Here is a 25,812-nt window from a genome sequence, read left to right as displayed (position 1 = left end):
CTAGCACGGCTCGTGCTAGGTTAATACCAGATACTAGCCGTTAAACCCTAACTTTCTTGCATAGGCAAGCACAGCTTTTTCAAAACAAGCTAGTGGTGGGCGTACTGTGCCTGCACCTATTTGACCGAAACCAGCCACTTTGTGGGCAATACCTGTGTTGATTACAGGGGTAATGCCTTTTTCAACCACTAATCTTGCATCAATACCTAAGCAAGCCCCTTGGAAGTTCCAGTTCGGCACAATGTAGTTAGGGTTACGGTCGATACAAATTTCCATCATATCGTTACTGGTGCGAAGAGCATCTTCATAACCGCCAGCCCCCACAAAACGAGTTACCGCTGGTGCGGCGATCATAGCCAAACCACCCACACCTAAGGTTTCAGTAATGGCTGAGTCGCCAATATCCGGGCAAGCATCTTCGCCATCATAACCTGTGAAATATAAGCCTTGTGGTGTATTCACAGGGCCAACAAACCATTCATCACTCATACCTGCAATACGAATACCAAAATGCACACCATTACGGCACATTGCGGTAACAATAGTCCCTTCAGTAATGGTTCTTGCACCGTCCATAATCGCTTTACTGGTTGCCATTATAATATTAAGGAAGAATTGGTCGGTATCCGCTAAGAATTTAATGACTTCATATTTATCATTTTCCGCTAAATCGCTCATTGCCGTAATGCGTGGAGCAACTTCTTTGAAGAATGACATTGAAGCCGCAATATTACGTTGATGGAATTCATCACCCATAGCAATTGCTTTTGCCACTAATGGATTAACCGCTAAGCCATTTTCCATTGAGCGGATTGCTTTACCAAGCGCTGGGCCTAGCACATCACGCATCCACTCTAAACGTTTAACCACCTCATCAGAATAAGCACCGAAACGCAATACCTTACCGATACCTTCGTTCATCGTACAGTAAGCAAAGTTACCGTCAGTTGCGTTCTCAACCATCCAAACAGGCATATTGGCGGTAGTAATACCGCCCATCGGGCCTACTGCATTAACGTGGTGGCACGGTATAAATTTAATTTCGCCACTTTCTAATAAGGCACGAGCTGAGGCTTCATCTATTGCCCATTTTTCAAATAGTACCGCCCCAACGCAAGAACCTTGTACTGTGTTTGGCATATCTTTATATTGAATTGGTGGGCCAGCGTGTAAGATCACTTTGCCTTCATTAAGTTCTTTGATAACCGTTTTCGCTAATACGTTATCACGAATAATTGGTGCTGCAGCTACCACTTTTGCAATTACTTTACGGTTCGCTTCATCAATATCAACTGCTTCATATTCATTTAAGAAATTTAATGCTTTGATAAGTTGAATGTTACCGCCTGCCGGTGGTTGCCAGTTAAATTGCACCACTTGGCAGCCAAATTGTTCTGCCACATCTGCAAAACTCTTTAAGCCAATGTTGATGATCTTTGGTTTTTCTGACAATAAACGTAATAGCTGTTCAGAAGCAGGACGATTTTCACCTTGTACCACAGTTTTTGGCTGAACTGGTTTGGTTGGTTCATCAAATTGTAAACCTAATAATGCTAGGGATTTTTCTACTGCAATTTTATTGGTTTCGCACACGTCCACACCAGCTTCAACTAATTTACGCACGGTTTCATCATAGCCTTGGTAATCGCTGCGAGTACCGCATACGGTTGCCACAAAAGCAACATCACGGCTTTGAGCTTTAGCTTTTTGTTGCAGTTCTTGAATGGTCGGAATTAAGGCTGTTGCCATATCTTCGTGCGAGCCGTATCCTAACACAATGTCGAATAAAATCACGCCAGTAGTCGCATCATCAACCGCATCACGCATAGATTCAATACGCTTGGCGGGGTCAATCATCGGGTGCGGTTTGCCTTGAGTATAAATATCATCGCCTAAATCCACCACAATGTGTCCGTCTTGCTTAAACATAAAGCCGTCAGCTTTTGCACCGCTGCCTTCAATGTTTAACGCATCTTTTAGCAACATTGCCGCTTCGCCTGCAAGCGTACCACCTGAATAATAGGCTTTTAAAGTTTTACCACAAGCGGTCGAATTTACACTATTTTTTGCAAATGCAGGAATTGGCTCATTACGCACTAAGGCAACGGCTAAGCGAGCAGCTTCATCTAGCGTGTAAGCGTGATAGAAATTCTCTTCGTGGAACTCAGGTTTTTCGCCTAAGAATAGCGTAATCACAGGCTTGGTGTAGCGGCTTAAACGAGCAGAAATTTTTTCACGCACTGCTTTTGCAGGTGGTTTAGAGATCACGATCAGCACTTTTACTTTCTCATTTTGCTCCATCGCCTCGATAGTATCTAGCATTGTGATACCACCGATATCTTCATAGAGATCACGACCACCTGTGCCAATCGCATTTTCAACACCTTCGCCTAAACGATCAATGATAGTTGTCAGTTCTTGAATACCCGTACCAGATGCACCAATAATGCCGATTGAACCCGGTGTTACGCTATTTGTAAAGGCAACTGGAACACCTTGAATAATCCCCGTTCCGCAGTCTGGGCCCATTACCACTAAACCTTTGCTATGCGCTTTTTCTTTGAGGGCTTTTTCATCTTCAACGCTGACATTATCACTAAACATAAACACATTTAAGCCTTCATCTAACGCTCGATTTGCTTCTAGTGCAGCATAAGCCCCGGGAATAGAAATTACTGCTAAATTGGCATCAGGCAATGCAGCGGTTGCTTTACTCCAAGATTTTACGGCTTCTTTTCCTGCTTGAGCTGAAGCTGCTTGCGATTTCTGTTTTAAAAATTCTTCTACTTTTTCCATTACTACGTTGATCACGTCTTCTTGCTCAACGTCTGCAACCACCACCATATCGTTAGCCGTTGCTTCTAATAATTCTGGGGTATCTAACCCACTTTGGGCGAAAATATCTTTATTCGCAGGCGTTGCCATCATCACAGATACTTTTTTTACGCCTTCAAGCCCTGAAATTGCATTAGTAAGTAGCATCAATACCACAGAATCGTGGTAACTACCCTTTTTTACGACAGTTTTTAACATCTTTTATCCTTCCTATCTACAATCCCATACAAGCCATATGGGGTTCTATTATCCTAGCCGCTCTGCGACTACATAAGCCCCAAAGGGGCTTGATTTATTTAACCTAGCACGGCTTGTGCTAGGCAACAAGATTAATCCGCAAAACGGTTTTTGTGATCGTAACGGTCAAAATGGATATCATCGCTGATTAAATATTCATAGACCTTATCTACAATTTCAATGCCACCATTTGCGTAATATTTATCACGACGCATTTCTGCACGCTGTCCCGGATAATATACTTTATCATTGCCTGCAGCAGGCTGCATTGCATTAAGCTCATCGATAGATTGAGCCATATTTTCACGGAATTGCTCTGCTCCGCAGAAACGTGCAGGGTCAATCACTATGTGCATTTGCCCCAAGCGTCGACCTTCTGATAAATCGTGGTACATTGAAGAAACGTGTTTGCCGAATGGAACGCCTAATAAGATACCGGAGAAAATATCCACCATCATCATTAAGCCGTAACCTTTCGCCCCTGCAATCGGCACTAAGGCATTCACTTTGTTCGGATCGGTTACCGGATTACCTTCAACATCGACAGCCCAATCTGGAGGAATAGATTCACCACGAGAACGTTTATCCAAAATTTTCCCCCAAGCCTGAACGGTGGTTGCCATATCAAATACCACATTTCTGCCTTCATCAGCAGGAGCAGCAAAAGAAATCGGGTTTGTACCGTAATAAGGCTCAGAACCGCCATAAGGCACAGCCATTGGGTCTGATTGGCAGAATGAAATAGAGAGTAATCCTTCTTTCGCAGCCATTTCTGTGTAATAACCAATCGCCCCACTATGCGAAATGTTACGAATACCAACAATCGCAATACCTGATTTTTTCGCCATTTCAATCGCTTTTTCCATTGCGAAAGTTGCCGCTACATAACCGCAGCCGTTATCCCCTTCAAAAACCGCTGAAGCAGGGCCTGTCTCTTTCCACTCAAATTTAGGATCGTGCGTAATACCGCCTTTAAAAATACGTTCGCAGTAATATTCCATACGAACTGCACCGTGAGAGTGATAGCCACGTTCATCAGACCACGTCAGAATTTCAGCGGTAATATCTGCGTGTTGATCGTTTAAACCCGCTTTCATTAATTTTGCTTTCATCAAGCCTTTTAATTCATCTCTTGATAGTTTCATTGTTCATTCCTTAACGTTAAATTAAAGTTCTACATCACGGTTACACTCTTTCGAGTAGATATACACGAAATCTTCATCACCTACTGCATAACAGGCTTGCGGGCAGTAGGAATCCATAAACACATAATCATCTTTCTTCACAGGAATCCACTCATCATCTAAACGATACATTCCTTTTCCTGAAAGGAATAGCATTCCATGTTCTTGGAAATGGGTTTCGATATAGCCGTGCGAAGCACCTGGTTTGAATAACAAGATGTGCATATTCATATCAAAACCAAAATCGGTGGCTGAAGGCAGTAAATCTTTGATGAGGCAGGTTTTCATACCCTCATATTCAATGTAGTCAATTTCATTCACATTGCCTACATAAGTGGTTGCTTGATGCCCTTCTAACGGGGTATAACGGCGACGATGAATATAAATTTTAGTTGATTGTTCAGACTTATTCACAAAACTCAACACTTGGTCGGCAGGCGAGAAAATATAACCGCCACTTTCAAGGGTAATTTCAGTATCGCCATTTTTAACCGTAAGCTCGCCACTTACCGAATAAACAAACACCTCAATACCATTACCGCCCAATTGTGTGCAACCACCATTTGGGTGAACGGTTGCAATGTAATCGGCAAAAGATGCACCCAGTGCTGGGGACGATAAAATACTAATATCACAATTATGGTAATTTGGAATACTGTTTTTCACCAAGCCATCAGTTTCCAAAATCACAAAGTTATTCTTACGAATTACCGAACGTGTTTCCAGCAACCCTTTACGATAACCTGTTTGACCATTCAAATATCCCATAATATTCTCCTTCTTTATGTGAGTATGATAAGTTGAATTAATTTGTACTATAATTCATACAAAAATCGAGGTTCATTATGTTGCAAACAACACAAATCACACTAAATACTGTTAAAATTGAAGATATGCCTCTAACTATTGAGGCAACGCTCTATCAAGATGATAACATCGCACCTAAAGCCAATCTTATCTACCTACACGGCGGTGGCTTACTTTACGGAACAAAAGAGGATTTACCTCAACTGCATATTGAAACCTTTACCCAAGCCGGTTTGCAAATTTTTGCGATAAATTACCCGCTTGCACCACAGGCTCAGATTGAAAATATTGTTAGTTCGATACTTAACTCTATTCAGCAGCTACAAACTCAATCGAATTTTACAGAACTCCCCTATTTTCTATTCGGTCGCTCTGCTGGAGCTTATCTTGCATTATTAACGGCTGCTAAACTAAACCAACAAGCCGACATTAAAAAGCCACAAGGCGTTATTTCTTATTATGGTTATGGCTTTTTAACTGATAGTTGGTTTGATAGCCCAAGCCCACACTATTTAAAATTACCATTAGTCAGTGAAAGCACTTTTCAATCACTAATAGCAACTCCAAAGCAAGCAGCAGATTTAAATACCCACTTTAGTTGCTATATTTACGCTCGCCAAACAGGCAAGTGGAAATCGTTAATTTATCAAGGTAGAGATAAATTTTTCTACCTTGATTACAGCTTACGTTTGGCGGAATTAAACTTACCTGTTTTCGCTGCCCACGCAACGAATGATCCTGATGTGCCGTTTGCCGAGTTTCAAGCATTATGCGAAAAATTTAATCCAACCAAATTTGTCATTTCAGCCGATCTTCACGATTTTGACCGAGATGAACAGTCTGAATATACGAAAGAATTGCTTCAAGCAACTGTAGATTTTATCGAAACCACCTAGCACAAGCCGTGCTAGGCTCAATAAACTAAGCCCCTTCAGGGCTTTTAGAGAGCCACAACGTGGCTCAGATTATCTAGTCCCATACGGCTCGTATGGGGTTATGAGCTTATTTCTCCAAAATCGTGCCTTTTCTGAAACGTGCACTTGATGCCATATATTTCATACCAAAGTAATAAACCAATCCTGTTGGGATTGTCGCTGTTAGGAATGAAATATCAGCATTAAATAAACCGATAACCGCACCAACAGAGATAGCTAAAATCGCAGCCCAGTTTACCCCTCTGCGATTGCCGTTTTCATCATAAAGTTCAGCAATATCTACTTTCTGTTTGCGTAAAATATAGTAATCCACCAATAACACCGCAAAGATCGGACCGAAGAATACCGTGTAAGTTAATACGAAAATATCTACGCCTTTTGATGAAGCATCTGAGGTAATTAACCAAGGGCAAGTCGCAATCGCTAATAAGCCGATAAGCACTACCGAAGTTTTGTGCTTGATTTTGAATGCATCCATTAGCGCATATGCAGGTGGTACAACGTTACTTGCAAGGTTTGTTGTCATCTGTGCAAATAAAATAAAGAGTAAGGTAATAACCACTAAGAATTTATTATCGGCTGCTTGTGCAAACGCATTAATTGGGTTTGCGATACCTGTTGCTGAGGAGATCATTAAACCGATAATCCCCATAAATACCGTTGTTGGCACCATCGCTAAGAAATAAACGACACCACGTTTAGTAGTTGAATAACCGGCTTTTAACTCACGCACATAGTCACCAACATTAAGCATTACTAATACGTTTACGCCAAAGAATGCTACAATCGCACTCACAAATGGTAAGCCCCAAGTACCTTCTTTATTAATAAGGTTTTCTTCAATACGCCCACCAAATTTAGTCATACATACATAGAACATATAGGTAAGCGAGGCAATAATCACCATCGCACCAATGTTCTCTAACCATTTTAAACCGTGGAAACCTGTAGTAGAAATCCAAATTTGTAGTGCTTGGAATAATAAGAAATAAAGCACTAAATTATCATAACCAAATAATAAAATAGAGATTTGGTTAATTGCAGAACCGCCTAACCAACTTTGCACACCATACCAAACAATAGCCGGCACACCACGCAGCATAGCAGGTAAAATACCGCCTTTTGTCCCGAATGCACTTTTTAATTGAACGGCATAAGGCACACCACTTTTATAGCTCATTTGATCGTTTAAGCATAAACAGACAATCAATAACAGCGAGCCTATCAGCATTGCCACGAATGCTTGAGTGAGATTTAACCCCTTCTCTAATTGCCCTGAACCTAACGCAAATGTACCGATAGATACACAGCCACCAAGCCATAGGAAAAGGTAAGACAATAAATCCATAATCCGTTTATTTTCCGGAATGGGTTGTAAGTTGGTTTTTTCAGACATTTTCTGCTCCTGTAATTTGCATTTATATTTATCATAATAAAAATGCGGTCAATTTTTACCTTCATAAAAACTGACCGCATTTAAATTTATCGCTTAACCGGACGAATAAACTCTCCATAGCCCATTGCATCTTGTTTATACATACCATTCTCTGCCACTAAACGACCACGAATAAAGGTATGGGTTGCTGCACCTTTTCCTTCTAATCCATCAAAGCAAGTAACGTGTCCTTTGGTAAAGAGTTTTTCCTGTTCTACTTTCCACGGTTTTTCCGGATCAACAACCACAATATCCGCATCAAAACCGATTTCAAAAGCCCCTTTACGACCGTATAAACCAAACAATTTCGCTGGGTTTACCCCCATTACTTTCGCAATGAGGCTCGGGCTAAGTTTACGTTGATGAACCACCATATCAAACATCATCGGTAGGAAGAATTGAATACCGTTTAAGCCACCCCACGCTTCCCAAATATCGTGAGTCTCATTATTTTTTTCTTCATCAGCTGCTGGTGAGTGATCGCTACCCACGCAAGAAAGCGTACCGTCAATCACATAATCCCACAGTTTTTCCATATTCTCTCTTTTACGCAGAGGAGGCGTACATTTCGCAGGGCCACCTTTTTCAAACACAAAATCTTCGGTAAAACCTAAATAATGTGGGCAAGTTTCACCAGACACTGGCAAACCTTCGTAAATCGCATCTTTAACCAACTGAGCCACCATTGGGTGTGTAACGTGGCAAATATGCACTCGTCCACCTGTAGCACGGGACATATCAATGATATTTTTTGTTGCCACATACTCCACCCACACATCGTGAGCATCTAAAAATTCACGGATTTTTTCCTGATTGGTTAAGCCTGTTTTCGCTTTTGCCTCTTTCACACGCTCTTTTACTTGCCCATATTCTTCGCAGTGAAAACCAGATAACGCATTAAATGGCTTTAAAATTTCCAATGCTTTACGCACATTACCTAAATTCACAGTTGGGAATAAATCGCCGTTCGGACAAGTAAAACCTTTGAATGCTGCCACACCACAGGCTTCAAGATCAACTAAATCAGCAGAATTACTTTTAATGGAATTTGGGCTATCGTCATAATCGCCGACAATCCCGCCCCAGAGGGCAAAATCAATAAAGGAATGTTTACTAACATTGGCGTGTTTAAGTTTGAAAACGTCTTTGTTTATTAAGGAAGGATCATTATTAAGAGGCATATCAATTAAGGTTGTACAACCTGCTGCTACAGCTGCACGAGAGCCTGTTTCAAAATCTTCACGATAATCAAAACCCGGTTCATTTAAGTGAGCGTGGCAATCGATAATACCCGGATAAACCAAATGCCCCTTTACATCAACCACTTCTTTCGCTTGGATTTCAATGTCCGGCGCTAAAAAACCGGCAAATTTACCCTCTTTTACCGCAATAGTGGCAGGATAAATTCTATCAGGTGTAACTAATTGACCGTTTTTAACGATTAAATCATACATAATAAACCTTCTTTTTATTGACTTTTAACGGTTTGAAAGGAAAATACAGAATATAAAATCGCATTTCAAATTGAACCAATACTAATCAATAAAATAATAAAAAATCAACAGGTATTTTTTAAAATGAGCATAAATGAGCAAATAATAAACATTCCTATTTCAATAACAAGCCAATATGCCCATCAAAAAGTAGGCGAATCTCCTACGATTTCAATCCATTCCATTTATAACAAAACCATTAACCTATTGATTAATAATGAACTTTTCTCTCTACAACCAATTGTGAGCGAACTCTCCCCTATCAGCTTAATTACAAATTTCACACAAACACAATTTGAACATCTGAAATTAGAGCCACATCAAACCTATCAACTTCACTTAAATTATCAAAATTGTGCAATTTTTTGTACAAAATTGACCGCTTGTAACTATCATTTACATCATAAATTCAATGTTTGTACTGAACTTACTCAACAAATATTACAGCATTCAGATAAAAAAGGATTAAATCTTCTGTTTCAAGCACAAAATGATGACCTAATACTATCTGCTTTTAAGCAATATTTATCCCAAGTTGAACATTTTTATGCAATAAATGATGAGGAAAATGCTTGCCATATTTTGACTAAATTGATTGGATTAGGCATAGGACTTACCCCAAGTGGCGATGATTTTCTCTGTGGATTACTCGCTTCGTTTCAATATTTCAATGCAACACAAAGCTCTTTTTATAAAAAACTCACACACAAAATAAGACAAAACTTAGCGAATACTAACGCCATTAGCAGCAGATTTTTATACTGTGCATTACAACAACAATTTTCTACTCCGGTACTGACTTTCTTTAAAAATATGAATAAAAAAAATGTAGAAATAGGGCAACTGAGTAAACTATTTGAAAATATTGGGCATTCATCAGGAATGGATACACTCTTTGGGATTTATTATGGGAGTAATTTATTATTAGAAGGACTAACATAATTAATTACAAATTTTTTATAAAAATTAACCGCTTATCTATTATAATATAAATTATTTTAATTTATAACAGTATGGAGATTCAAATTATGTCTATATACGAAGCTTATTGTATTCAACTTAATAGAGTTGTATCTATTACAGAAGCAAGAACTGAATTCTTAAATCTTTATCCCTGCAAAAGATTCCAGTTTTTATGTTCAACAGAGTCTTGTCGTATAAAAGGGGTTAAAATTACTGGGGTAAACTATGATCATTTTCCAGATGAAATAAAACAATCGCCCCATTTCAAATATCTATCTAAAAATAATATTGCACACTCAGCAGATTGCCAATGGAATCAAACCAAAATTGAGCCTATTGCAGGAGAAAGTGATGAAGAATATAATCTCAGAAAAGTGCGTAGTAAATTACACGATTTTATAGATGAATTTCAATTACCAGAAGATGATATTGGACTACAAAGCGAAGTAACGAATTCCTTATCAACAACATCTCAATCTAAGATAAATAAAATAATTTCAAATCAACACAATCAGGCTAAACGAAGATATATAAAAACAAATCAATTAATAAGGTTAGTTGAAGCATATTTAGATGCCAAGAAGAATTTATCAGAAAAAGAATTTTTAAATCTACCGCTTAAGGTAGCTAATTCAAACATACGCTATCTATACCAATATTTTCGCAGAACAGAGAAAGCCATTCAAAGGAAGCAAAAATGTGTGTGTATTGCTGAAGTAGAATATACGGAAACAGATAAATGGCTATATTTTAAATTACAAAAACCTTTTAAAGAAAATGAAAACTCTCCTGAAATCCCTATTTATTTAGGTATTAAGAAAATAGATTTAGAAAACTACCACTATCGCAGAGTACTTTATGCTCACATTGAAAGCAATAAATATAAGAATAAATATTTCAAAATATATTTTATTCCACAAGAAAAAGATTTTAATATCAAAAAGATGAAAAATAAAGATGGAAAAGAAATTGAGCTATATTTTTTTGAAATAAACAACCTCAATTTATTCTGTTTATTTAACTATAACTACTTGAGAAAGAAAAAACAATCTGTTTTATAAAACTATAAGCAATTACTATACCAAGCAATCGGTTGATCTTCACCTAAAATATTAGATATTTCTCCTAAAGCAAAAGTAACCAATTAAATATTCCTTTAGAGTAACTCTTTAAAGATATTATAGCTATTAGGATTGCGGTAGCCTGGCTCTATACTTTTAACGCCTTTTGTAATCTTCCTTGATTTTGAGCTAATAAACTTTCCGCTTCAGGCTTATCTAAATTGCCTAAAATCATCATAATCGCTAATTTTGCGTTATTTTCGGCTAATTTTAGGGTATTTTCAGCCACATCTCTTTCACACTCTGTCGCTTGCATTACAATACGGATTGCACGAGCTTTTAACTTTTCATTGGTGGCTTGCACGTCCACCATTAAATTTTGGTAGCATTTGCCGATTAAAATCATTGAAGCGGTTGTCAGCATATTCAGCACAAGCTTTTGTGCCGTGCCTGATTTCATACGGCTTGAGCCTGTCAGCACTTCTGCCCCCACAACCGTATCAATCGCAATATCTGCAATTTGTGCCATTGCAGAGTTCGGGTTGCTAGCAATCGAAACTGTCGTTGCACCAAGTGAATTAGCATATTCCATCGCCCCTAGCACATAAGGCGTTCTGCCACTGGCTGCAATCCCGACTAATACATCTTTTTGCGAAAAATTGACCGCTTGTAAATCTAGTTTGCCTTGCTCTCGGTTATCTTCCGCCCCTTCAATCGGGAAACGTAACGCTCTTTCGCCACCTGCAATTAATCCTACCACCATTTCAGGTTTTACTCCATAAGTGGGTGGACATTCTGAAGCATCAAGCACACCTAAACGCCCACTTGTGCCAGCACCAACGTAAACTAAACGCCCTCCTTGCTGAAAGGCTTGCACAATTTTTTCGACTGCCTTAGCAATCTGCGGTAAACATTTTTCTACTGCAAGTGGCACTTGTTTATCTTCATTATTGATAATCTGCACAATTTCTAGTGCAGACAGGCTATCAATATTCTTCGAATGAGGATTACGCTGTTCGGTAATCATCTGCCCTAAGGCATTAAGTAAATTCTTCTCTGTCATTTTTCTTTATTCCGCTGGGTAAATCACCCCTAAACTTACCGCTTTTTTTGCTCCTGTAACACTTGGCATATTACTTGGTAAATTATTCATTCGCTGATGAGCAAGCCACGCAAATGCAGCCGCTTCCACATAATCAATATCTAAACCGAATTCTGTTGTGGTTGTAACGTTCCAGTTTGGCAGTAAATCAGCTAAGCGTTCCATTAAGAGCGGATTTCTTGCTCCACCGCCACATACCAATAGCAGGCAAGGCAATTCAGTTTGAAGTGTGATTAATTCATTGGCGATACTTTTTGCAGTAAATTCTGCAAGCGTACGCTGCACATTTTCAGGCTTGCAAGCGGTGAAATTTTCTAATTTTTTTGCAAGCCACGTTAAATTAAATAGCTCTCGACCAGTGCTTTTAGGCGGCGTTTTACTAAAAAACGGCTCATCAAGTAAGCTCTCTAACAAGGCTTCATTCACCTTACCACTTATCGCCCATTCGCCGTTTTTGTCGTATCGTTTGCCTTGATGTTGCTCGATCCAGCTATCCATAAGCGTATTGCCAGCCCCTACATCATAGCCAATGGCCGGGCGGTTTGGTTTTAGCACAGAGATATTACTAATACCACCGATGTTTAGTACTACGCTTAAACGACTAGGATCATTAAAGATCGCTTGATGAAACGCTGGCACAAGTGGAGCCCCTTGCCCACCAACCGCCATATCTTTACGGCGGAAATCGCAAATGGTAGTAATGCCTGTTTTAGCAGCAACTAAATTCATATCGCCAATTTGGGTGGTGAAAGGATATGCAGAATCCGGCGAATGCCACACCGTTTGCCCGTGGCAACCAATGGCTTGAATATCTTCCACCTTTAGCTGATTTTTCACTAAAAACACATTAATGGTTTGTGCATAAAGCAAGCCTAAACGATGGTCTATCTCCCCTAGTTTTTGGAGATTGGTTTCGCCCGTTTTAAGCAACGCGGAAATATCCGCTCGTAACTCCTCCGGCATTGGGAAGAAATCACAAGTGGTCATTTTTGGCGGATTTTTTGCAAAATCCATTAAGGCGATATCAACACCATCAAGGCTCGTGCCGGACATCACTCCGATGTAGTAATTTGGGCTATATTTATTCATCACAAAAATCAAAATCTGCTCTTTGTTACTTTTCTTTGCTTTGCCAAAGAAAAGTAACCAAAAGAAAGGCAACCCGAACTTCACCGCTATCCTCGCTTAGTTTGAATTGGCTTAACGGCAAATTTACATTCGCTCCGCTCAGAGTAAATTTACCTACCAATTCAAACACACTCAGGCGGTTCAGACGGAAATAAAAACAGTGAAATCATTGACGTGCCATTCGTCGATTTTCTGGCACACTTTCAAAATTCGACCTGAACGGATTAATATCTAACCCGCCACGTCTGGTGTAGCGTGCATATATGGTTAATTTTTCAGGCTGGGCAAATTGCATTAAATCGCAGAAAATGCGTTCTACACATTGCTCGTGGAACTCGTTGTGCTCACGGAATGACACTAAGTAACGCAATAATTTTTCACGGTTTAATTTTTTACCTTTGTAGCGAATTTGCACACTGCCCCAGTCTGGTTGTGAAGTGATTAAGCAGTTAGATTTGAGCAAATGACTGACTAAGGTTTCTTCCACCATTTCATCTTCGGCTATACTCTCTAAATAGTGGGTTGAAAATGCGTAGCTGTCGATGTGAATATCTTGTTCATCGATGCAATCGCCCTCAAAATCCACAATCGGTTGTTGCGTGTAGTGCGACAATGTGTAAATTTTTACCAAAACTTGACCGCTTGCACAGTTGGCTAAATCTTTTTGGAGGGTCTTTTCCACCTCTTCAATAGAATCAAATTTAGTTTGGTTAAAACTGTTTAAATAGAGCTTGAAACTTTTGGACTCGATTAAATTTTCGCTATTGAAATCAATGGCAACATCAGCAATCGCCACTTGCGGTAAGCCGTTTTTGTTTAGCCACGAAAGTTCATAGCACGTCCACACATCAGCCCCTTGAGTAAACGGCTGAGATTGCGTAATCCCTAATCCATCACGATTCAATTTACGAGGAACAGGTTGTAAAAGTGAAGCGTCATATTCGCTTTTATATTCGGTTTTTTGCCCCAATTTTAGGGCATCAAGAGATTTATCGTTGTAGTTCATTTCAATTCTTATTTAATATATCTAACTAAATCCACAAGGCTGTCTAGTACTAAATCTGCTTTTGCTTCGCCTTCGGCTGTAACGGCCTTGCCAGTTCGCACCAATACTTTGGTTTTCACACCTGCCTTTTCGGCTGCCAGTAAGTCTTCTAATTTATCGCCTACCATATAGGATTGAGTAGAGTCGATATTCAGATCTTTAATTGCTTGCTCAAACATTCCCGCTTTCGGTTTGCGGCAATCGCAATCTTCACGATATTCGCCATTGCCCTCTGGGTGATGTGGGCAGTAGTAAATGCCATCAAGCACCACACCGTAATCTTCATCGAGCGACCAATCCATCCATTCAGTAAGTTGCATAAATTGATCTTCGCTGAAATAACCACGAGCAATGCCGGATTGATTGGTAACCAGCACAAGCAAATAGCCTTTATCTTGAAGCTGTTTTAACGCTTTGCCAACACCTTCGATGAACTGGAAATCATCAATTTTATGCACATAACCGTGATCGATATTAATTGTGCCATCACGATCAAGAAAAATTGCTTTTTTAGCCATCAATTTGATCCTTTAATAAAATCGACCACCATTTGATGATGTTCGCTTGTTTTGAATTTATCAAAAACCTGTTCGATCACACCTTGTTCATTCACTAAAAAACTGATGCGATGAATGCCTTCATAGGTTTTGCCCATAAATTTCTTCTCGCCCCATACACCGAAAGCCTCTGCAACTTGGTGGTCAGGGTCTGATAACAAGGTGAAATTAAGCTTTTTTTTCTCGACAAATTGAGCTAATTTTTTCGGTAAATCAGGGCTAATGCCAAGTACCACTACATTTAGCTCGTCTAGTTCTGATTTGCTATCACGCAGTCCGCACGCTTGTGTAGTACAGCCTGGAGTAAGAGCCTTGGGGTAGAAATAAACTAACACTTTTTTGCCCGCAAATTGGGAAAGTGAAACCGCTTCATCAACCTGATTTTGAAGGATAAATTGAGGGGCTTTCTCGCCTGCTTTTAAGATATTCATTTGTAATTTTTCCATAAAAAATAACCGCTTGTATTGTACTACAAGCGGTCAAATCTTAAAATTTTTTTGCAAATTATTCTAAAAATCCTTCCAGCAATTCATTTAAAAACAGCTTGCCGTGTTGGGTAATTTGCCAATGGGTTGAGGTTTCAGAAATATAATTTTGGTTTAATGCCCAATCCATTGTTGAACGAACAATATTTCTATCTAGCCCTGTAAAGTATTCAAATTCTTGTTTTGGTGTGGCTTCAAGCAAGCGGAAACGGTTCATAAAGAATTCGAATGGACGGTCGTCTAGCTCAATCAAATTTTGGCTGTAGCGATATTCGCCTCGCATATAGCCTTTCGGGTGCTTGGTTTTGCTAAAGCGATAAATTTCGCCTGTCGGATACGAAATTTTGCCGTGAGCCCCGCAACCAATCGCTAAATAATCACCAAACCGCCAGTAATTGAGGTTGTGTTTGCATTGGTAGCCTTTTTTCGCATAGGCGGAAGTTTCGTATTGCTCGTAACCTGCATTGGTGAGTAATTGATGTCCTTGCTCGAAAATATCCCATAATTCGTCATCATCGGGTAAGATTGGCTTGCGGTAATAGAACATCGTATTTGGCTCAATAGTGAGCTGATACCACGATAAATGCGGCGGATTAAGGGCTATCCCCTGTTCTAAATCACTTAACGCCTGTTTTACCGATTGATTAGGTAATCCGTGCATTAAGTCTATGTTAAAGCTGTTCAAACCAAATTTTGCAGAATTTTGGGCAAAAACGATCGCTTGTTTTGCCTCTTGGCTATCGTGAATACGCCCGAGCTTGAGCAGTTTTTCTGGCTCAAAACTTTGAACCCCCATTGAAATGCGGTTTACCCCACCTTGAACATAACCGATAAATCGCTCTGCTTCCGCCGTTCCCGGGTTAGCTTCCAACGTAATTTCAATATTCGGCTCAAAAGCAATTCGCTTTTCCACTTCTTTTAATAAATAAGCAATACCGTCTGCGGAAAAGAGACTGGGTGTGCCGCCACCAATAAAGATAGAATGTAATTTACGTTCGCCGATTGCCGCTTTATAAGCAGTTAAATCTTGCGATAAATCTGCAAGGAGATGTTCGATATATTCTTGTTCAGGAATGAACCCTTTTTGAGCGTGGGAGTTGAAATCGCAGTAAGGACATTTTTGCACACACCAAGGAATATGGATATAAAGGCTTAGAGGAGGTAAAATGAGTTTCACGTTAAATATTTCGTTGTGTTTAAGAGGCGTAAATAATAACGAAAAGCAAATAAAGTGGGAAGTAGAGATTTTTTCGTGAGCTAGATCACAAATTCAAAAATTACCGCTTTACCACTTTGTTGTTAATGATATGATGATTTCGTTTCAAAAAATTAATATGTTTTGATAAATTCACTTCATATTAAAAACAAACTATCCAATATAGCGACCTTAAGGAGCTTACTATGACTAAACAATTTGAACACAACGAATCACGTCGTGGTTTTATGAAATTAATGGCTGGTGTGGGTGCAGGTTTTGCATTCAGCAGTACATTAGGCACATTTTCAGCACCGGCTGCAGCGGCAACAGCTCCAGCAAAAGGTTCTGTGATTGAAGCCGGTATTTCGTACTCTCTTTCCACAGGGTTCGATCCCTTGCGTACTACCGGAGCAACACCAATGGCGGCAAACCTGCATATTTTTGAAGCACTCGTGGACTTACACCCAGCCACACGTGAGCCATATTTAGGCTTAGCTGCAGCAATGCCTGAAAAAGTGGACGATACAACCTATCGCATTACTCTGCGTGATGGTGCAATCTTCCACGACGGTAAACCGGTTACAACCGCTGATGTGGTATTCTCTTTTGAGCGTGTATTAAACCCTGATAACAAATCATTATTCGCTGGTTTCGTACCATTTATCGACAGCGTAAAAGCAGTTGATGACAAAGTAGTTGAGTTCAAACTCAAATACCCGTTTGCCTTATTTGCTGAGCGTTTAATGATTGTGCGTATTGTGCCAAAACACGTTGTTGAAGCAGTCGGTGAAAGTGCCTTTGATGCAAACCCTGTAGGTTCTGGTCCATACAAATTTGTATCCGCAGTGAAAGATGACAAAATCGTATTTGAAGCATTTGAAGGCTACAACGGTATTTACCCGGCAAAAGCAGAGAAAATGGTTTGGGCATTATTATCAGATGATGCTGCGCGTGTAACAGCTCAAGAATCTAAACGTGTTCAAGCGATTGAATCTGTACCATATCTTGATATTCAACGCTTAAAATCGAAAAAACAATCTGTTGAGTCTGTTCAATCATTTGGCTTACTGTTCTTAATGTTTAACTGTGCTGAAGCTCCGTTTAATAATCCGAAAGTACGTCAAGCATTCCACTATGGCTTAGATACACAAAAAATGATCGATATCGTGTTCTTAGGTAATGCTCGTGCAGCAACATCTTACTTACAAGAAACTCACCCTGATTATGTGAAAGCGGCAACTCAGTACGATTACGACAAAGAAAAAGCCGCTGCATTATTAAAAGAAGCAGGTATCGATAAGCTAGAGTTTGAATTACTTGCAACAGATACTTCTTGGGTTAAAGAGTGTGCTCCGTTAATTCTTGAATCTTGGAATGCAATTCCGGGTGTGAAAGTAACCTTACGCCACTTACAATCAAGTGCGTTATATGGTGAGTTTATCGCATCAGGTAACTTCAAAGTCGTTGTAGCACCGGGCGATCCGTCTGTATTCGGTAACGATGTGGACTTATTATTAAGCTGGTTCTATCGTGGCGACGGTTGGGCGAAAAACCGTTATCGTTGGTCTGACACACCAGAGTATGCAGAAGTGCAAAAACTCTTAGATGCTGCAGTGGCTGCTAAGTCACACGATGAAGCAAAAGTGGAATGGTCGAAAGTGTTCAATATTATTGCTGAACAAGTGCCACTCTACCCGCTAATTCACCGTAAATTGCCAACAGCGTGGGACGAAAAAGCATTAACTGACTTCCAACCATTACCAACCACAGGTATGTCTTTCTTAGGCGTTGGACGTAAATAAGCCTTGATACACGGCTAAACAAGCGGTCGGTTTTTAGGAAAATTTTGCAAAAGATCGACCAAAACCTACCGCTTGTAACTTTCGATTTATTCCCAAGTTTTTCCGTGTTTTCTATATAGCATAGAGAGTGCGTTTTACGCACTATGACAAATCAATTCAGTGTATTCGCACTCAACCTTCCACTAATGTTTTATAGTCGGAGATAAAAATGGAAATTGTACTTCGCCTGTTATTCCGCCGTTTATTAGCATTACCAGTAATGATTATCGGGGTAACAGCATTAGTTTTTATTATTTTACAATTCACGCCGGGCGATGCCGCAACGGTTGCATTAGGTGATGCAGCCAGCGATGAAGCTAAACATTTATGGCGTGAACAACGTGGGTTAAATGATCCATTATTTCTTCAATACTTCCGTTTTCTCGGAAATCTTCTCGTGTTAGATTTAGGGGTAACTACACCACCTGAATTGCCGATTTCATCAATGATTGCTAAAGCCTTCCCAATCACACTGCAATTAACTTTTATTGGTGTAATCCTCGCCGCAATCATTTCATTCACCTTAGGGGTATTTGCCGCACTTCATCGTGATCGCCTTGCTGACCAAATTATTCGTTTATTCTCGGTAGCAGCGGTTGCAACACCTTCTTTCTGGCTCGGTATTTTATTAATCCAATACTTCTCTCTAGAACTTGATTGGTTACCATCTGGTGGCTATGTGCCATTTAGTGAAAGTCCAAAAGAATGGGCTATCTCAATAGTTCTTCCATCACTTGCATTGGCTATTCCTGTTTGTGCCTCTCTTATTCGAGTAGTACGTACCGCAATGGTAGAAGAGATGGATAAAGATTATGTACGTACAGCAATTGGCAACGGCGTACCATACTCAACTGTTATTCGCCGTAATGTATTACGTAATGCATTAATTACACCAGTCACCGTACTTGGCTTACGTGTTGGTTACTTGCTTGGTGGCGCAGTCGTTATTGAGCAGATTTTTGACTTACCAGGAATGGGTAAACTGATTTTCAACGGAATTACGAATGTAGACCTAAACTTAGTACAAGGCGTGGTACTCACCATTGCATTGACGTTTGTATTAGTAAACATCATCGTTGATATTCTTTATCTGATTATTAACCCTAAAATTCGGAGTCTATAATGTTTCGTCAAGGATTAGCAGACAGACTTGCTTCTGGCGGGGCAAGATTCAAAGCATTATCAACCGCCTCCAAAATTGCCTTAATCTTCTTGATTTTTATGGCTCTTGTGGCAATTTTCGCACCATTGGTTGCACCTTATGATCCACTGCAAACCCTGCGCCCAGTGCAAGCTCCAGGTTCAGAATATTGGTTCGGTACAGACCGTTTAGGACGTGATATTTTCTCTCGTATCGTTTACGGAGCTAGAACCTCTCTCTTTATCGGCTTAGGTGCAGTAGCCTGTGCAATCGTATTCGGTAGTATTTTAGGTGCAACGGCTGCAACGGCTGATAAATTCGGTAACGAAGTGATTATGCGTCTGATGGATATTCTAATGGCATTCCCTGGCATCGCACTTGCTGCTGTATTATTAGCGACTTTCGGCAACTCTTCACCGATTATTATCTTAACAATTGCGATTGTTTACACGCCACAATTAGCTCGTGTTGTTCGTGCAAACGTGGTTTCACAATGGGAAGAGGACTATGTGCGTGCTGAGCGTGTAATTGGTGGTAGCCGTACTTATATCTTATTAAAACACGTTGTGCGTAATACCGCAGCACCTGTTTTAGTATTCGCAACAGTAATGGTTGCTGATGCAATTATTCTTGAAGCATCACTTTCTTTCTTAGGTGCAGGGGTTCAGCCACCACATCCGTCTTGGGGTAATATCTTATCTGAAGGTCGTAACTTAGTATTAAGCGGCTTCTGGTGGGCAACGACATTCTCAGGTTTATGCGTACTTTTAACGGTATTATCATTAAATATTCTTTCTGAAGGTTTAACTGATGCGTTAGCAAATCCAAAAACCAAGAAAAGTCCAACAGCAGCAAAAAACGATGTGTCAAAACCGCTTTCAACAGACGTTCAGGAAGCAATGGCAGAAAGCTTGGCATTAAAACGTTATTTATTACAATTAAACCAAGCAGAAACTGTACGTACTGACCGTATGCAACTTAACCCAAATGCAAAACCGATTCTGCAAGTGAAAAACTTATCTATCCGTTTCCCGAACCGTTATGGTGAAACACCATTGGTAGATAACATCAGCTTTACCGTACACGAAGGCGAAACAATGGGCTTAGTAGGTGAATCTGGTTGTGGTAAATCAATTTCTGCCTTCTCAATTATGGGCTTATTACCAAAAACAGCCAAAATCACCGGGGAAATTTTGTTTACTGACCGTGCGGGCAATCAACACGATTTATTAAAAACTGACAAGTTGAACGATCTTCGTGGTCACGAAATCTCGATGATTTATCAAGATGCGTTAAGTGCGTTAAATCCATCAATGCGTATTCGTGAACAAATGGAGCAGTTAATCAGTCGTGGCGGTAAACAGTCCGCAGAGACATTACTCAAATGGGTACATCTTGATCCTGAAAAAACGCTCAACCGTTATCCACACGAACTTTCAGGTGGTCAGCGTCAGCGTGTGTTAATTGCAATGGCATTGGCTCGTGAACCGAAATTATTAATTGCGGACGAACCAACCACTGCATTAGACGTAACCGTTCAAGCAGAAGTGATTAAACTTCTTAACGAATTGCGTGAAAAACTCGGCTTTGCAATGGTGTTTGTGAGCCACGATTTAGCCTTAGTTGCTCAAATTGCTCACCACATCACGGTTATGTATGCAGGTCAAGTGGTCGAAGCATCACCAACCCGTGACTTACTAATGCACCCAACGCACGAATATACACGAGGCTTATTAGGCTCAGTGCTTTCAACCGAGTGCCGAGCAGAACGCTTATATCAAATTCCAGGTAGCGTGCCTTCTCCGTTTGACTTTGCAGACGGTGACCGTTTCGCCAGCCGCTCATTGCGCCCTGATGCGAATCCAAAACAACGCTTGAAACTTGTTCCAACTGGAGAACACCCACAACACATTTGGGCATCTCACTTAGAAGAAAATCAGGGAGCTAAACTATGAGTATGAAACCCATTAAAGAGCAGCCAATTATTGAGCTGAGAGATATTGTTGTCGAGTTTCGCTCCCGTGATGGAACGCTATTCAACCCGAAAAAATTCCGTGCTGTTAATGGTGTAAGTTTAGATATCCACGCAGGTGAAACAGTGGGTATTGTAGGGCAATCAGGTTGTGGTAAATCAACATTAGCAAGCGTAATCATCGGTTTACAAAAACCAACTTCGGGTACGGTAAAATTCAATGGATTACAAATGAAATACGGTAGTGCCGAAGCTCGTAAACAGTTTGGTCGTCAAGTATCGGTTATCTTCCAAGATCCCGCAACCGCACTTAACCCTCGTATGCGTGTGTTAGATATTTTGAAAGACCCAATGGATATTCACAATGTATTAGTGCCAAGCGAGCGTGAAAAACGTGTTTATGAACTCTTGAACCGTGTAGGCTTACCGCGTTCTGCTGCCTTAGTTGAGCCAACTCGCTTATCAGGTGGTCAAAAACAACGTGTGGCAATTGCTCGTGCATTGGCTCTTAATCCAAGTTTGATAGTAGCAGATGAGCCGACTTCTGCACTGGATGTATCCGTTCGAGCTCAAGTTCTGAACTTACTTGCCGATCTGAAAAAAGAGTTAAACCTTGCAATGGTATTTATCTCTCACGATTTGCAAACTGTTCGTCAAGTGTCTGACCGTATTGTGGTAATGAATGGCGGTAAAATCATCGAGCAAGGTGAAGCAGCACGAGTGTTCGATAGTCCGCAAGATGAATACACCCGTATTCTATTAGACGCAGCTCCATCATTGTTATAATTGTGATTTAAGGCTACAAGCGGTAAAATTTGGTAAAAATTTTACCGCTTGTTTTTTATTTCTATGATCAAAATTACCCAAACCATAAATACAGATTTACTTATTGTCGGCTCTGGCATTGCTGGGCTTTCTGCCGCAGTTGAGGCAAAAAGTAAAGGGTTAAATCCGTTATTGATTAGCAAATCAACGATTGGTTCGGGAGCCAGTTATTTTCCGCTGAAAGCAACTCTTGGCATTCAAGTGACAGGCGATGAAAACGACTATTCGCTTTTTAGAGAAGATATTGAACATATCGGTAAGGGCAAAATCAACCCAAATGTGGTACAGGCTTATATTGAAGATTCGCCGAATGCCATTAAGTTATTAAACTGTATCGGCTTTAAACCTTGGAAACGGAATGATAACCGCCCTGCTTGTTTTGCTAAATATGCTCGCCCAATTTATTTAATTAAAGATTGGCGAGAGGCTGCCCTACGTGCGAAACAAATTTTGCAAGAACAGCAAATTAACTTCTATGAAAATGCAACCCTTTTACACATCGTAACAGACAATAATCAGGTACAAGGAGCGGTATTTTCACTGCTTACAAGCGATCAAATTTCGTATATTTTTTGCAAAACCAATCATATTATTTTAGCCGCTGGCGGCATTGCCGGGCTTTATAAAGATAACCTTTACCCTGCTGATGTAATAGGTTCGCTCCACTCTGTTGCCGAGCGAGCTGGAGCAACATTAGTCAATCTTGCATTTATTCAATTTATTCCTGCCTTTGTTGAGCCGAAATACAAAGTTTTATTTGGCGAACATACGTTGAAATATGTAACAGAAATTACAGACTCTAACGGCAAAAATCTGTTTCCTCATTTAAGCCAATCACAATTTAGCAAAATGATGCTTGAACGTAGCCATTATGCCCCGTTCAGTTTGGATTTTGCCGGCGTGGAGTTCGATTTAGTGATGATGAAACATTTGCTTGAAAACCCTCACGAAAAAGGCATTTACCTTAAATACAGCCCAAAACTTTATGAAGATACCGAAGAGTTTTACACCGTCTATTTAAATTGGCTAAAAAATGAAGTGGGGATTGATTTAATCAAGAATAAAATTGCAATAACACCTTTTGCTCACAGTTGCAATGGCGGTATTCAAATTAATGAATGGGGCGAAAGTACGGTAAAAGGCTTATTTGCGATTGGCGAGATTGCTCATTGCATTGAAGGAGCAAACCGTATGGGCGGAAATTCAGTCGGCGGTGGCTTGGTGTTTGCCAAACGTGCGGTATCAGAAATTGTTCGTTCACTAAAACAGAATAATTTGCAAAAAAATCCAAAAATTTCACCGCTTGTAATAGCAGAAAGAGCCTTAAATCAGCTTGCTAACTCAACTGCTAATCTCGAATTAACAGCCAGCGAAGTGCTTTCCACTATTCGAGAGAAAATGGCGTTGTATGCGAATGTTTATCGTACTCGAGGCAATCTTCAACTTCTACTCGATGAATTGAACCGCTTGGAACAGCAATTTGACCCAATCCATCACGCTCAATATCAAGGCATTGAAGTTTACAATGCGTTAAAAACCGTTCAATTAGTGGTAAAAAATATGCTTAATGAGAAGAGTTTGGGGGCACACTACTTAGATGAACAAAATTAGTCTATAATAATCCTCTTTCATAAAGAATAATAAATATTAGGAGTATAAATGAATAACTACCTACTTACACTAAAACCGAGAACAGCCATCATACTTTCGCTTTTAACGGTATTCATCTTAGGTTTTACGATGATTGGGCTTGGCTGGGTGCCGCAAATTTCAATTCTAGCGGTTATTATTATGCTGTTGCTTTTCGGGCTAATGAATAAAATCCCGTTTAAAAATATGCAAGATGGTATGGCAAATGGGCTGGTGTCTGGTATTGGTGCCGTTTACTTGTTCTTTTTCATTGGGTTATTAGTTTCAGCACTAATGATGTCTGGGGCAATTCCGACCTTGATGTATTATGGTTTAAATGTAATTTCGCCTGAATTATTTTACATCTCTGCTTTTGCCTTAAGTTCTGTGGTAGGTATTGCTTTAGGTAGTAGTTTAACCACAACTGCCACCATCGGTGTTGCCTTTATTGGTATGGCTTCTGCATTTGGTGCTAATCCAGCCATTGTAGCGGGTGCGGTTGTTTCAGGAGCATTTTTTGGCGACAAAACCTCCCCACTTTCAGACACTACCACGATTGCCGCTTCTGTTGTGGGTATTGATATGTTCGCTCATATCCGCAATATGCTTTATACCACTATTCCTGCGTGGATTTTAACAGCGCTTATCCTTTGGTTTTTAACCGAACCTACTGATGCTCAAAATTTAGCAAATATTGAGAGCCTACGAACCAATTTACAAGAAACAGGATTAATACACGGCTATTCATTACTACCTTTTGTTACGTTAATTTTAATGGCAATGAAACGCGTTAATTCCATTTATATTATTGTCACTACGGTAACACTCGCTCTGATTATTACCTATATTCACAGCTCACCAACCCTTGAACAATTAGGCAATTATTTCTTTACCGGCTATAAACCCGTTGAAGGCGTAGATTTAGGCGAAGTGGCATCATTAGTTTCTCGTGGCGGTATTAATAGTATGTTCTTTACCATTACGATTGTGCTATTAGCCCTAAGTTTAGGTGGCTTATTACAAATCCTCGGCATTTTACCGGCACTACTTAACGGCATTAGTAGCTTTTTAACCAACACAGGACGTGTTACTTTTGTCGTAGCAAGCACCGCTGTTGGCATCAACGTATTAATCGGCGAGCAATATTTAAGTTTATTATTATCAGGTAATACTTTCCGTTCAACGTATGAACGTTTAGGTTTAGAGCTGAAAAATTTATCTCGCACTATTGAAGATGCAGGTACAGTAATCAACCCATTAGTGCCTTGGAGCGTGTGTGGTGTGTTTATCAGCAGCGTACTCAATGTGCCTGTTTTAGATTATTTACCTTATGCGTTCTTCTGCTACCTCTGCTTAATCCTTACCTTAATTTTTGGATTTACCGGGGTAACAATCAGTAAAAAAGCTAACTAATCAAATCTCATAATATAGGTTATTATGTCTATCCTACCTAGTAAAGTAATGTGGTTCACAGCCACGCGAAGGTGGCTGCCCTACGCATTATGCAATATATATACAATTTATGGCTGTTTCAATTCACAGCCACGCGAAGGTGGCTGCGCCGTTAATTCTTCTTTAGCATAATTCTTTGAGCCGTTTCAATTCACAGCCACGCGAAGGTGGCTGCCAAGAGAGCATTTAAACTATGTTACTCGCAATGATGTTTCAATTCACAGCCACGCGAAGGTGGCTGCCTAAAAAAGATAGGACGGTGTTCATTCCTTATTCTGTTTCAATTCACAGCCACGCGAAGGTGGCTGCGTCGGCATAGGCGCTGCTGATGGCACGCCATAACGTTTCAATTCACAGCCACGCGAAGGTGGCTGCCCCCGATGAGCCGTTTACTAACAAGGCTGGAATTTGTTTCAATTCACAGCCACGCGAAGGTGGCTGCCCCCTACAAAATAACATATTGAAATATCAGGCTTTTTAGCCCTTT

General features: G+C 40.1%; 20 protein-coding genes and 1 CRISPR repeat array. Of the genes, 9 read left to right on the top strand and 11 right to left on the bottom strand.

Translation table 11 applies throughout. The annotated features are described in order from the left end of the window. Window positions 1-33: 33 nt before the first annotated feature. The 3 genes from fdrA to allE form a co-directional block, all read right to left on the bottom strand. A complete protein-coding gene (gene fdrA, locus ACERCG_RS08800) occupies window positions 34-3,033 on the bottom strand; it encodes an acyl-CoA synthetase FdrA (protein ID WP_373611668.1) in 3,000 nt (999 codons plus the stop codon). Between the two features lie 131 nt (window positions 3,034-3,164). Then, a complete protein-coding gene (gene allD, locus ACERCG_RS08795; protein WP_373611667.1) occupies window positions 3,165-4,217 on the bottom strand; it encodes an ureidoglycolate dehydrogenase in 1,053 nt (350 codons plus the stop codon). A 21-nt stretch (window positions 4,218-4,238) separates the two neighbouring features. After that, window positions 4,239-5,024: a (S)-ureidoglycine aminohydrolase gene (allE, locus tag ACERCG_RS08790; protein WP_373611665.1), complete on the bottom strand. Its 786-nt coding sequence runs from the start codon at window positions 5,022-5,024 to the stop codon at window positions 4,239-4,241. 77 nt (window positions 5,025-5,101) lie between these two features. On the opposite strand from allE, the gene ACERCG_RS08785 reads away from it, so the two are divergent. Beyond that, a complete protein-coding gene (locus ACERCG_RS08785; RefSeq protein ID WP_373611664.1) occupies window positions 5,102-5,959 on the top strand; it encodes an alpha/beta hydrolase in 858 nt (285 codons plus the stop codon). A gap of 106 nt (window positions 5,960-6,065) precedes the next feature. Here the strand turns inward: ACERCG_RS08785 and ACERCG_RS08780 are convergent, their stop codons facing one another. Next, on the bottom strand, window positions 6,066-7,394 hold the full coding sequence (locus ACERCG_RS08780) for an NCS1 family transporter (RefSeq protein WP_373611663.1): 1,329 nt from the start codon (window positions 7,392-7,394) through the stop codon (window positions 6,066-6,068). An 86-nt stretch (window positions 7,395-7,480) separates the two neighbouring features. Continuing rightward, entirely contained in the window at window positions 7,481-8,887 is a 1,407-nt protein-coding gene (gene allB, locus ACERCG_RS08775; RefSeq protein WP_373611662.1) for an allantoinase AllB, read from the bottom strand. A gap of 123 nt (window positions 8,888-9,010) precedes the next feature. Between allB and ACERCG_RS08770 the strand changes: the two genes are divergently transcribed. After that, entirely contained in the window at window positions 9,011-9,868 is an 858-nt protein-coding gene (locus ACERCG_RS08770; RefSeq protein WP_373611661.1) for a DUF2877 domain-containing protein, read from the top strand. An 86-nt stretch (window positions 9,869-9,954) separates the two neighbouring features. Then, window positions 9,955-10,950, top strand: coding sequence for a hypothetical protein (locus ACERCG_RS08765; RefSeq protein ID WP_373611659.1), 996 nt, complete (start codon window positions 9,955-9,957; stop codon window positions 10,948-10,950). A 148-nt stretch (window positions 10,951-11,098) separates the two neighbouring features. On the opposite strand, the gene murQ is transcribed toward ACERCG_RS08765, so the two are convergent. The 6 genes from murQ to hemW form a co-directional block, all read right to left on the bottom strand. Further along, the gene (gene murQ, locus ACERCG_RS08760; protein ID WP_373611657.1) at window positions 11,099-12,013 is read right to left on the bottom strand and encodes an N-acetylmuramic acid 6-phosphate etherase; all 915 of its coding nucleotides are present in this window, start codon (window positions 12,011-12,013) and stop codon (window positions 11,099-11,101) included. 6 nt (window positions 12,014-12,019) lie between these two features. Beyond that, the gene (locus ACERCG_RS08755) at window positions 12,020-13,141 is read right to left on the bottom strand and encodes an anhydro-N-acetylmuramic acid kinase (protein ID WP_373611681.1); all 1,122 of its coding nucleotides are present in this window, start codon (window positions 13,139-13,141) and stop codon (window positions 12,020-12,022) included. Window positions 13,142-13,346: 205 nt separating this feature from the next. After that, complete coding sequence (gene queF / locus ACERCG_RS08750; protein WP_373611656.1) at window positions 13,347-14,186, bottom strand: NADPH-dependent 7-cyano-7-deazaguanine reductase QueF; 840 nt, start codon at window positions 14,184-14,186, stop codon at window positions 13,347-13,349. Window positions 14,187-14,194: 8 nt separating this feature from the next. Then, the gene (gene gmhB / locus ACERCG_RS08745; protein WP_373611655.1) at window positions 14,195-14,743 is read right to left on the bottom strand and encodes a D-glycero-beta-D-manno-heptose 1,7-bisphosphate 7-phosphatase; all 549 of its coding nucleotides are present in this window, start codon (window positions 14,741-14,743) and stop codon (window positions 14,195-14,197) included. Then, complete coding sequence (gene bcp, locus ACERCG_RS08740; protein ID WP_373611680.1) at window positions 14,743-15,213, bottom strand: thioredoxin-dependent thiol peroxidase; 471 nt, start codon at window positions 15,211-15,213, stop codon at window positions 14,743-14,745. The genes gmhB and bcp overlap by 1 nt, the downstream gene beginning before the upstream one ends. A gap of 73 nt (window positions 15,214-15,286) precedes the next feature. Beyond that, window positions 15,287-16,444 carry a radical SAM family heme chaperone HemW gene (gene hemW, locus ACERCG_RS08735; protein WP_373611654.1) on the bottom strand — a complete coding sequence of 386 codons (1,158 nt, stop codon included), beginning with the start codon at window positions 16,442-16,444 and terminating at the stop codon, window positions 15,287-15,289. A gap of 224 nt (window positions 16,445-16,668) precedes the next feature. Here hemW and ACERCG_RS08730 point away from each other — a divergent pair, with 224 nt between their 5' ends. From ACERCG_RS08730 to nhaC, 6 genes are all read left to right on the top strand, one after another. Next, window positions 16,669-18,267: an ABC transporter substrate-binding protein gene (locus ACERCG_RS08730; protein ID WP_373611653.1), complete on the top strand. Its 1,599-nt coding sequence runs from the start codon at window positions 16,669-16,671 to the stop codon at window positions 18,265-18,267. Window positions 18,268-18,475: 208 nt separating this feature from the next. Further along, window positions 18,476-19,429 (top strand): ABC transporter permease, encoded by a 954-nt coding sequence (locus ACERCG_RS08725; RefSeq protein ID WP_373611651.1) that lies wholly within the window; start codon window positions 18,476-18,478, stop codon window positions 19,427-19,429. Beyond that, window positions 19,429-21,402: a dipeptide/oligopeptide/nickel ABC transporter permease/ATP-binding protein gene (locus ACERCG_RS08720; RefSeq protein ID WP_373611650.1), complete on the top strand. Its 1,974-nt coding sequence runs from the start codon at window positions 19,429-19,431 to the stop codon at window positions 21,400-21,402. The genes ACERCG_RS08725 and ACERCG_RS08720 overlap by 1 nt, the downstream gene beginning before the upstream one ends. Beyond that, window positions 21,399-22,205, top strand: coding sequence for an ABC transporter ATP-binding protein (locus ACERCG_RS08715; protein WP_373611648.1), 807 nt, complete (start codon window positions 21,399-21,401; stop codon window positions 22,203-22,205). The genes ACERCG_RS08720 and ACERCG_RS08715 overlap by 4 nt, the downstream gene beginning before the upstream one ends. 57 nt (window positions 22,206-22,262) lie before the next feature. After that, window positions 22,263-23,855 (top strand): FAD-binding protein, encoded by a 1,593-nt coding sequence (locus ACERCG_RS08710; protein WP_373611679.1) that lies wholly within the window; start codon window positions 22,263-22,265, stop codon window positions 23,853-23,855. A 48-nt stretch (window positions 23,856-23,903) separates the two neighbouring features. After that, window positions 23,904-25,286, top strand: coding sequence for a Na+/H+ antiporter NhaC (nhaC, locus tag ACERCG_RS08705; RefSeq protein WP_373611647.1), 1,383 nt, complete (start codon window positions 23,904-23,906; stop codon window positions 25,284-25,286). Between the two features lie 47 nt (window positions 25,287-25,333). After that, a CRISPR array of direct repeats spans window positions 25,334-25,767; the repeat unit is 32 nt; unit sequence GTTTCAATTCACAGCCACGCGAAGGTGGCTGC. Between the last annotated feature and the right edge of the window lie 45 nt (window positions 25,768-25,812).

The organism is Mannheimia sp. E30BD (assembly GCF_041807785.1).
Classification (GTDB): Bacteria; Pseudomonadota; Gammaproteobacteria; order Enterobacterales; family Pasteurellaceae; genus Mannheimia.
The sequence above is the reverse complement of the archived record's forward strand: the minus strand, read 5'-3'. Positions and strand labels throughout refer to the sequence as shown.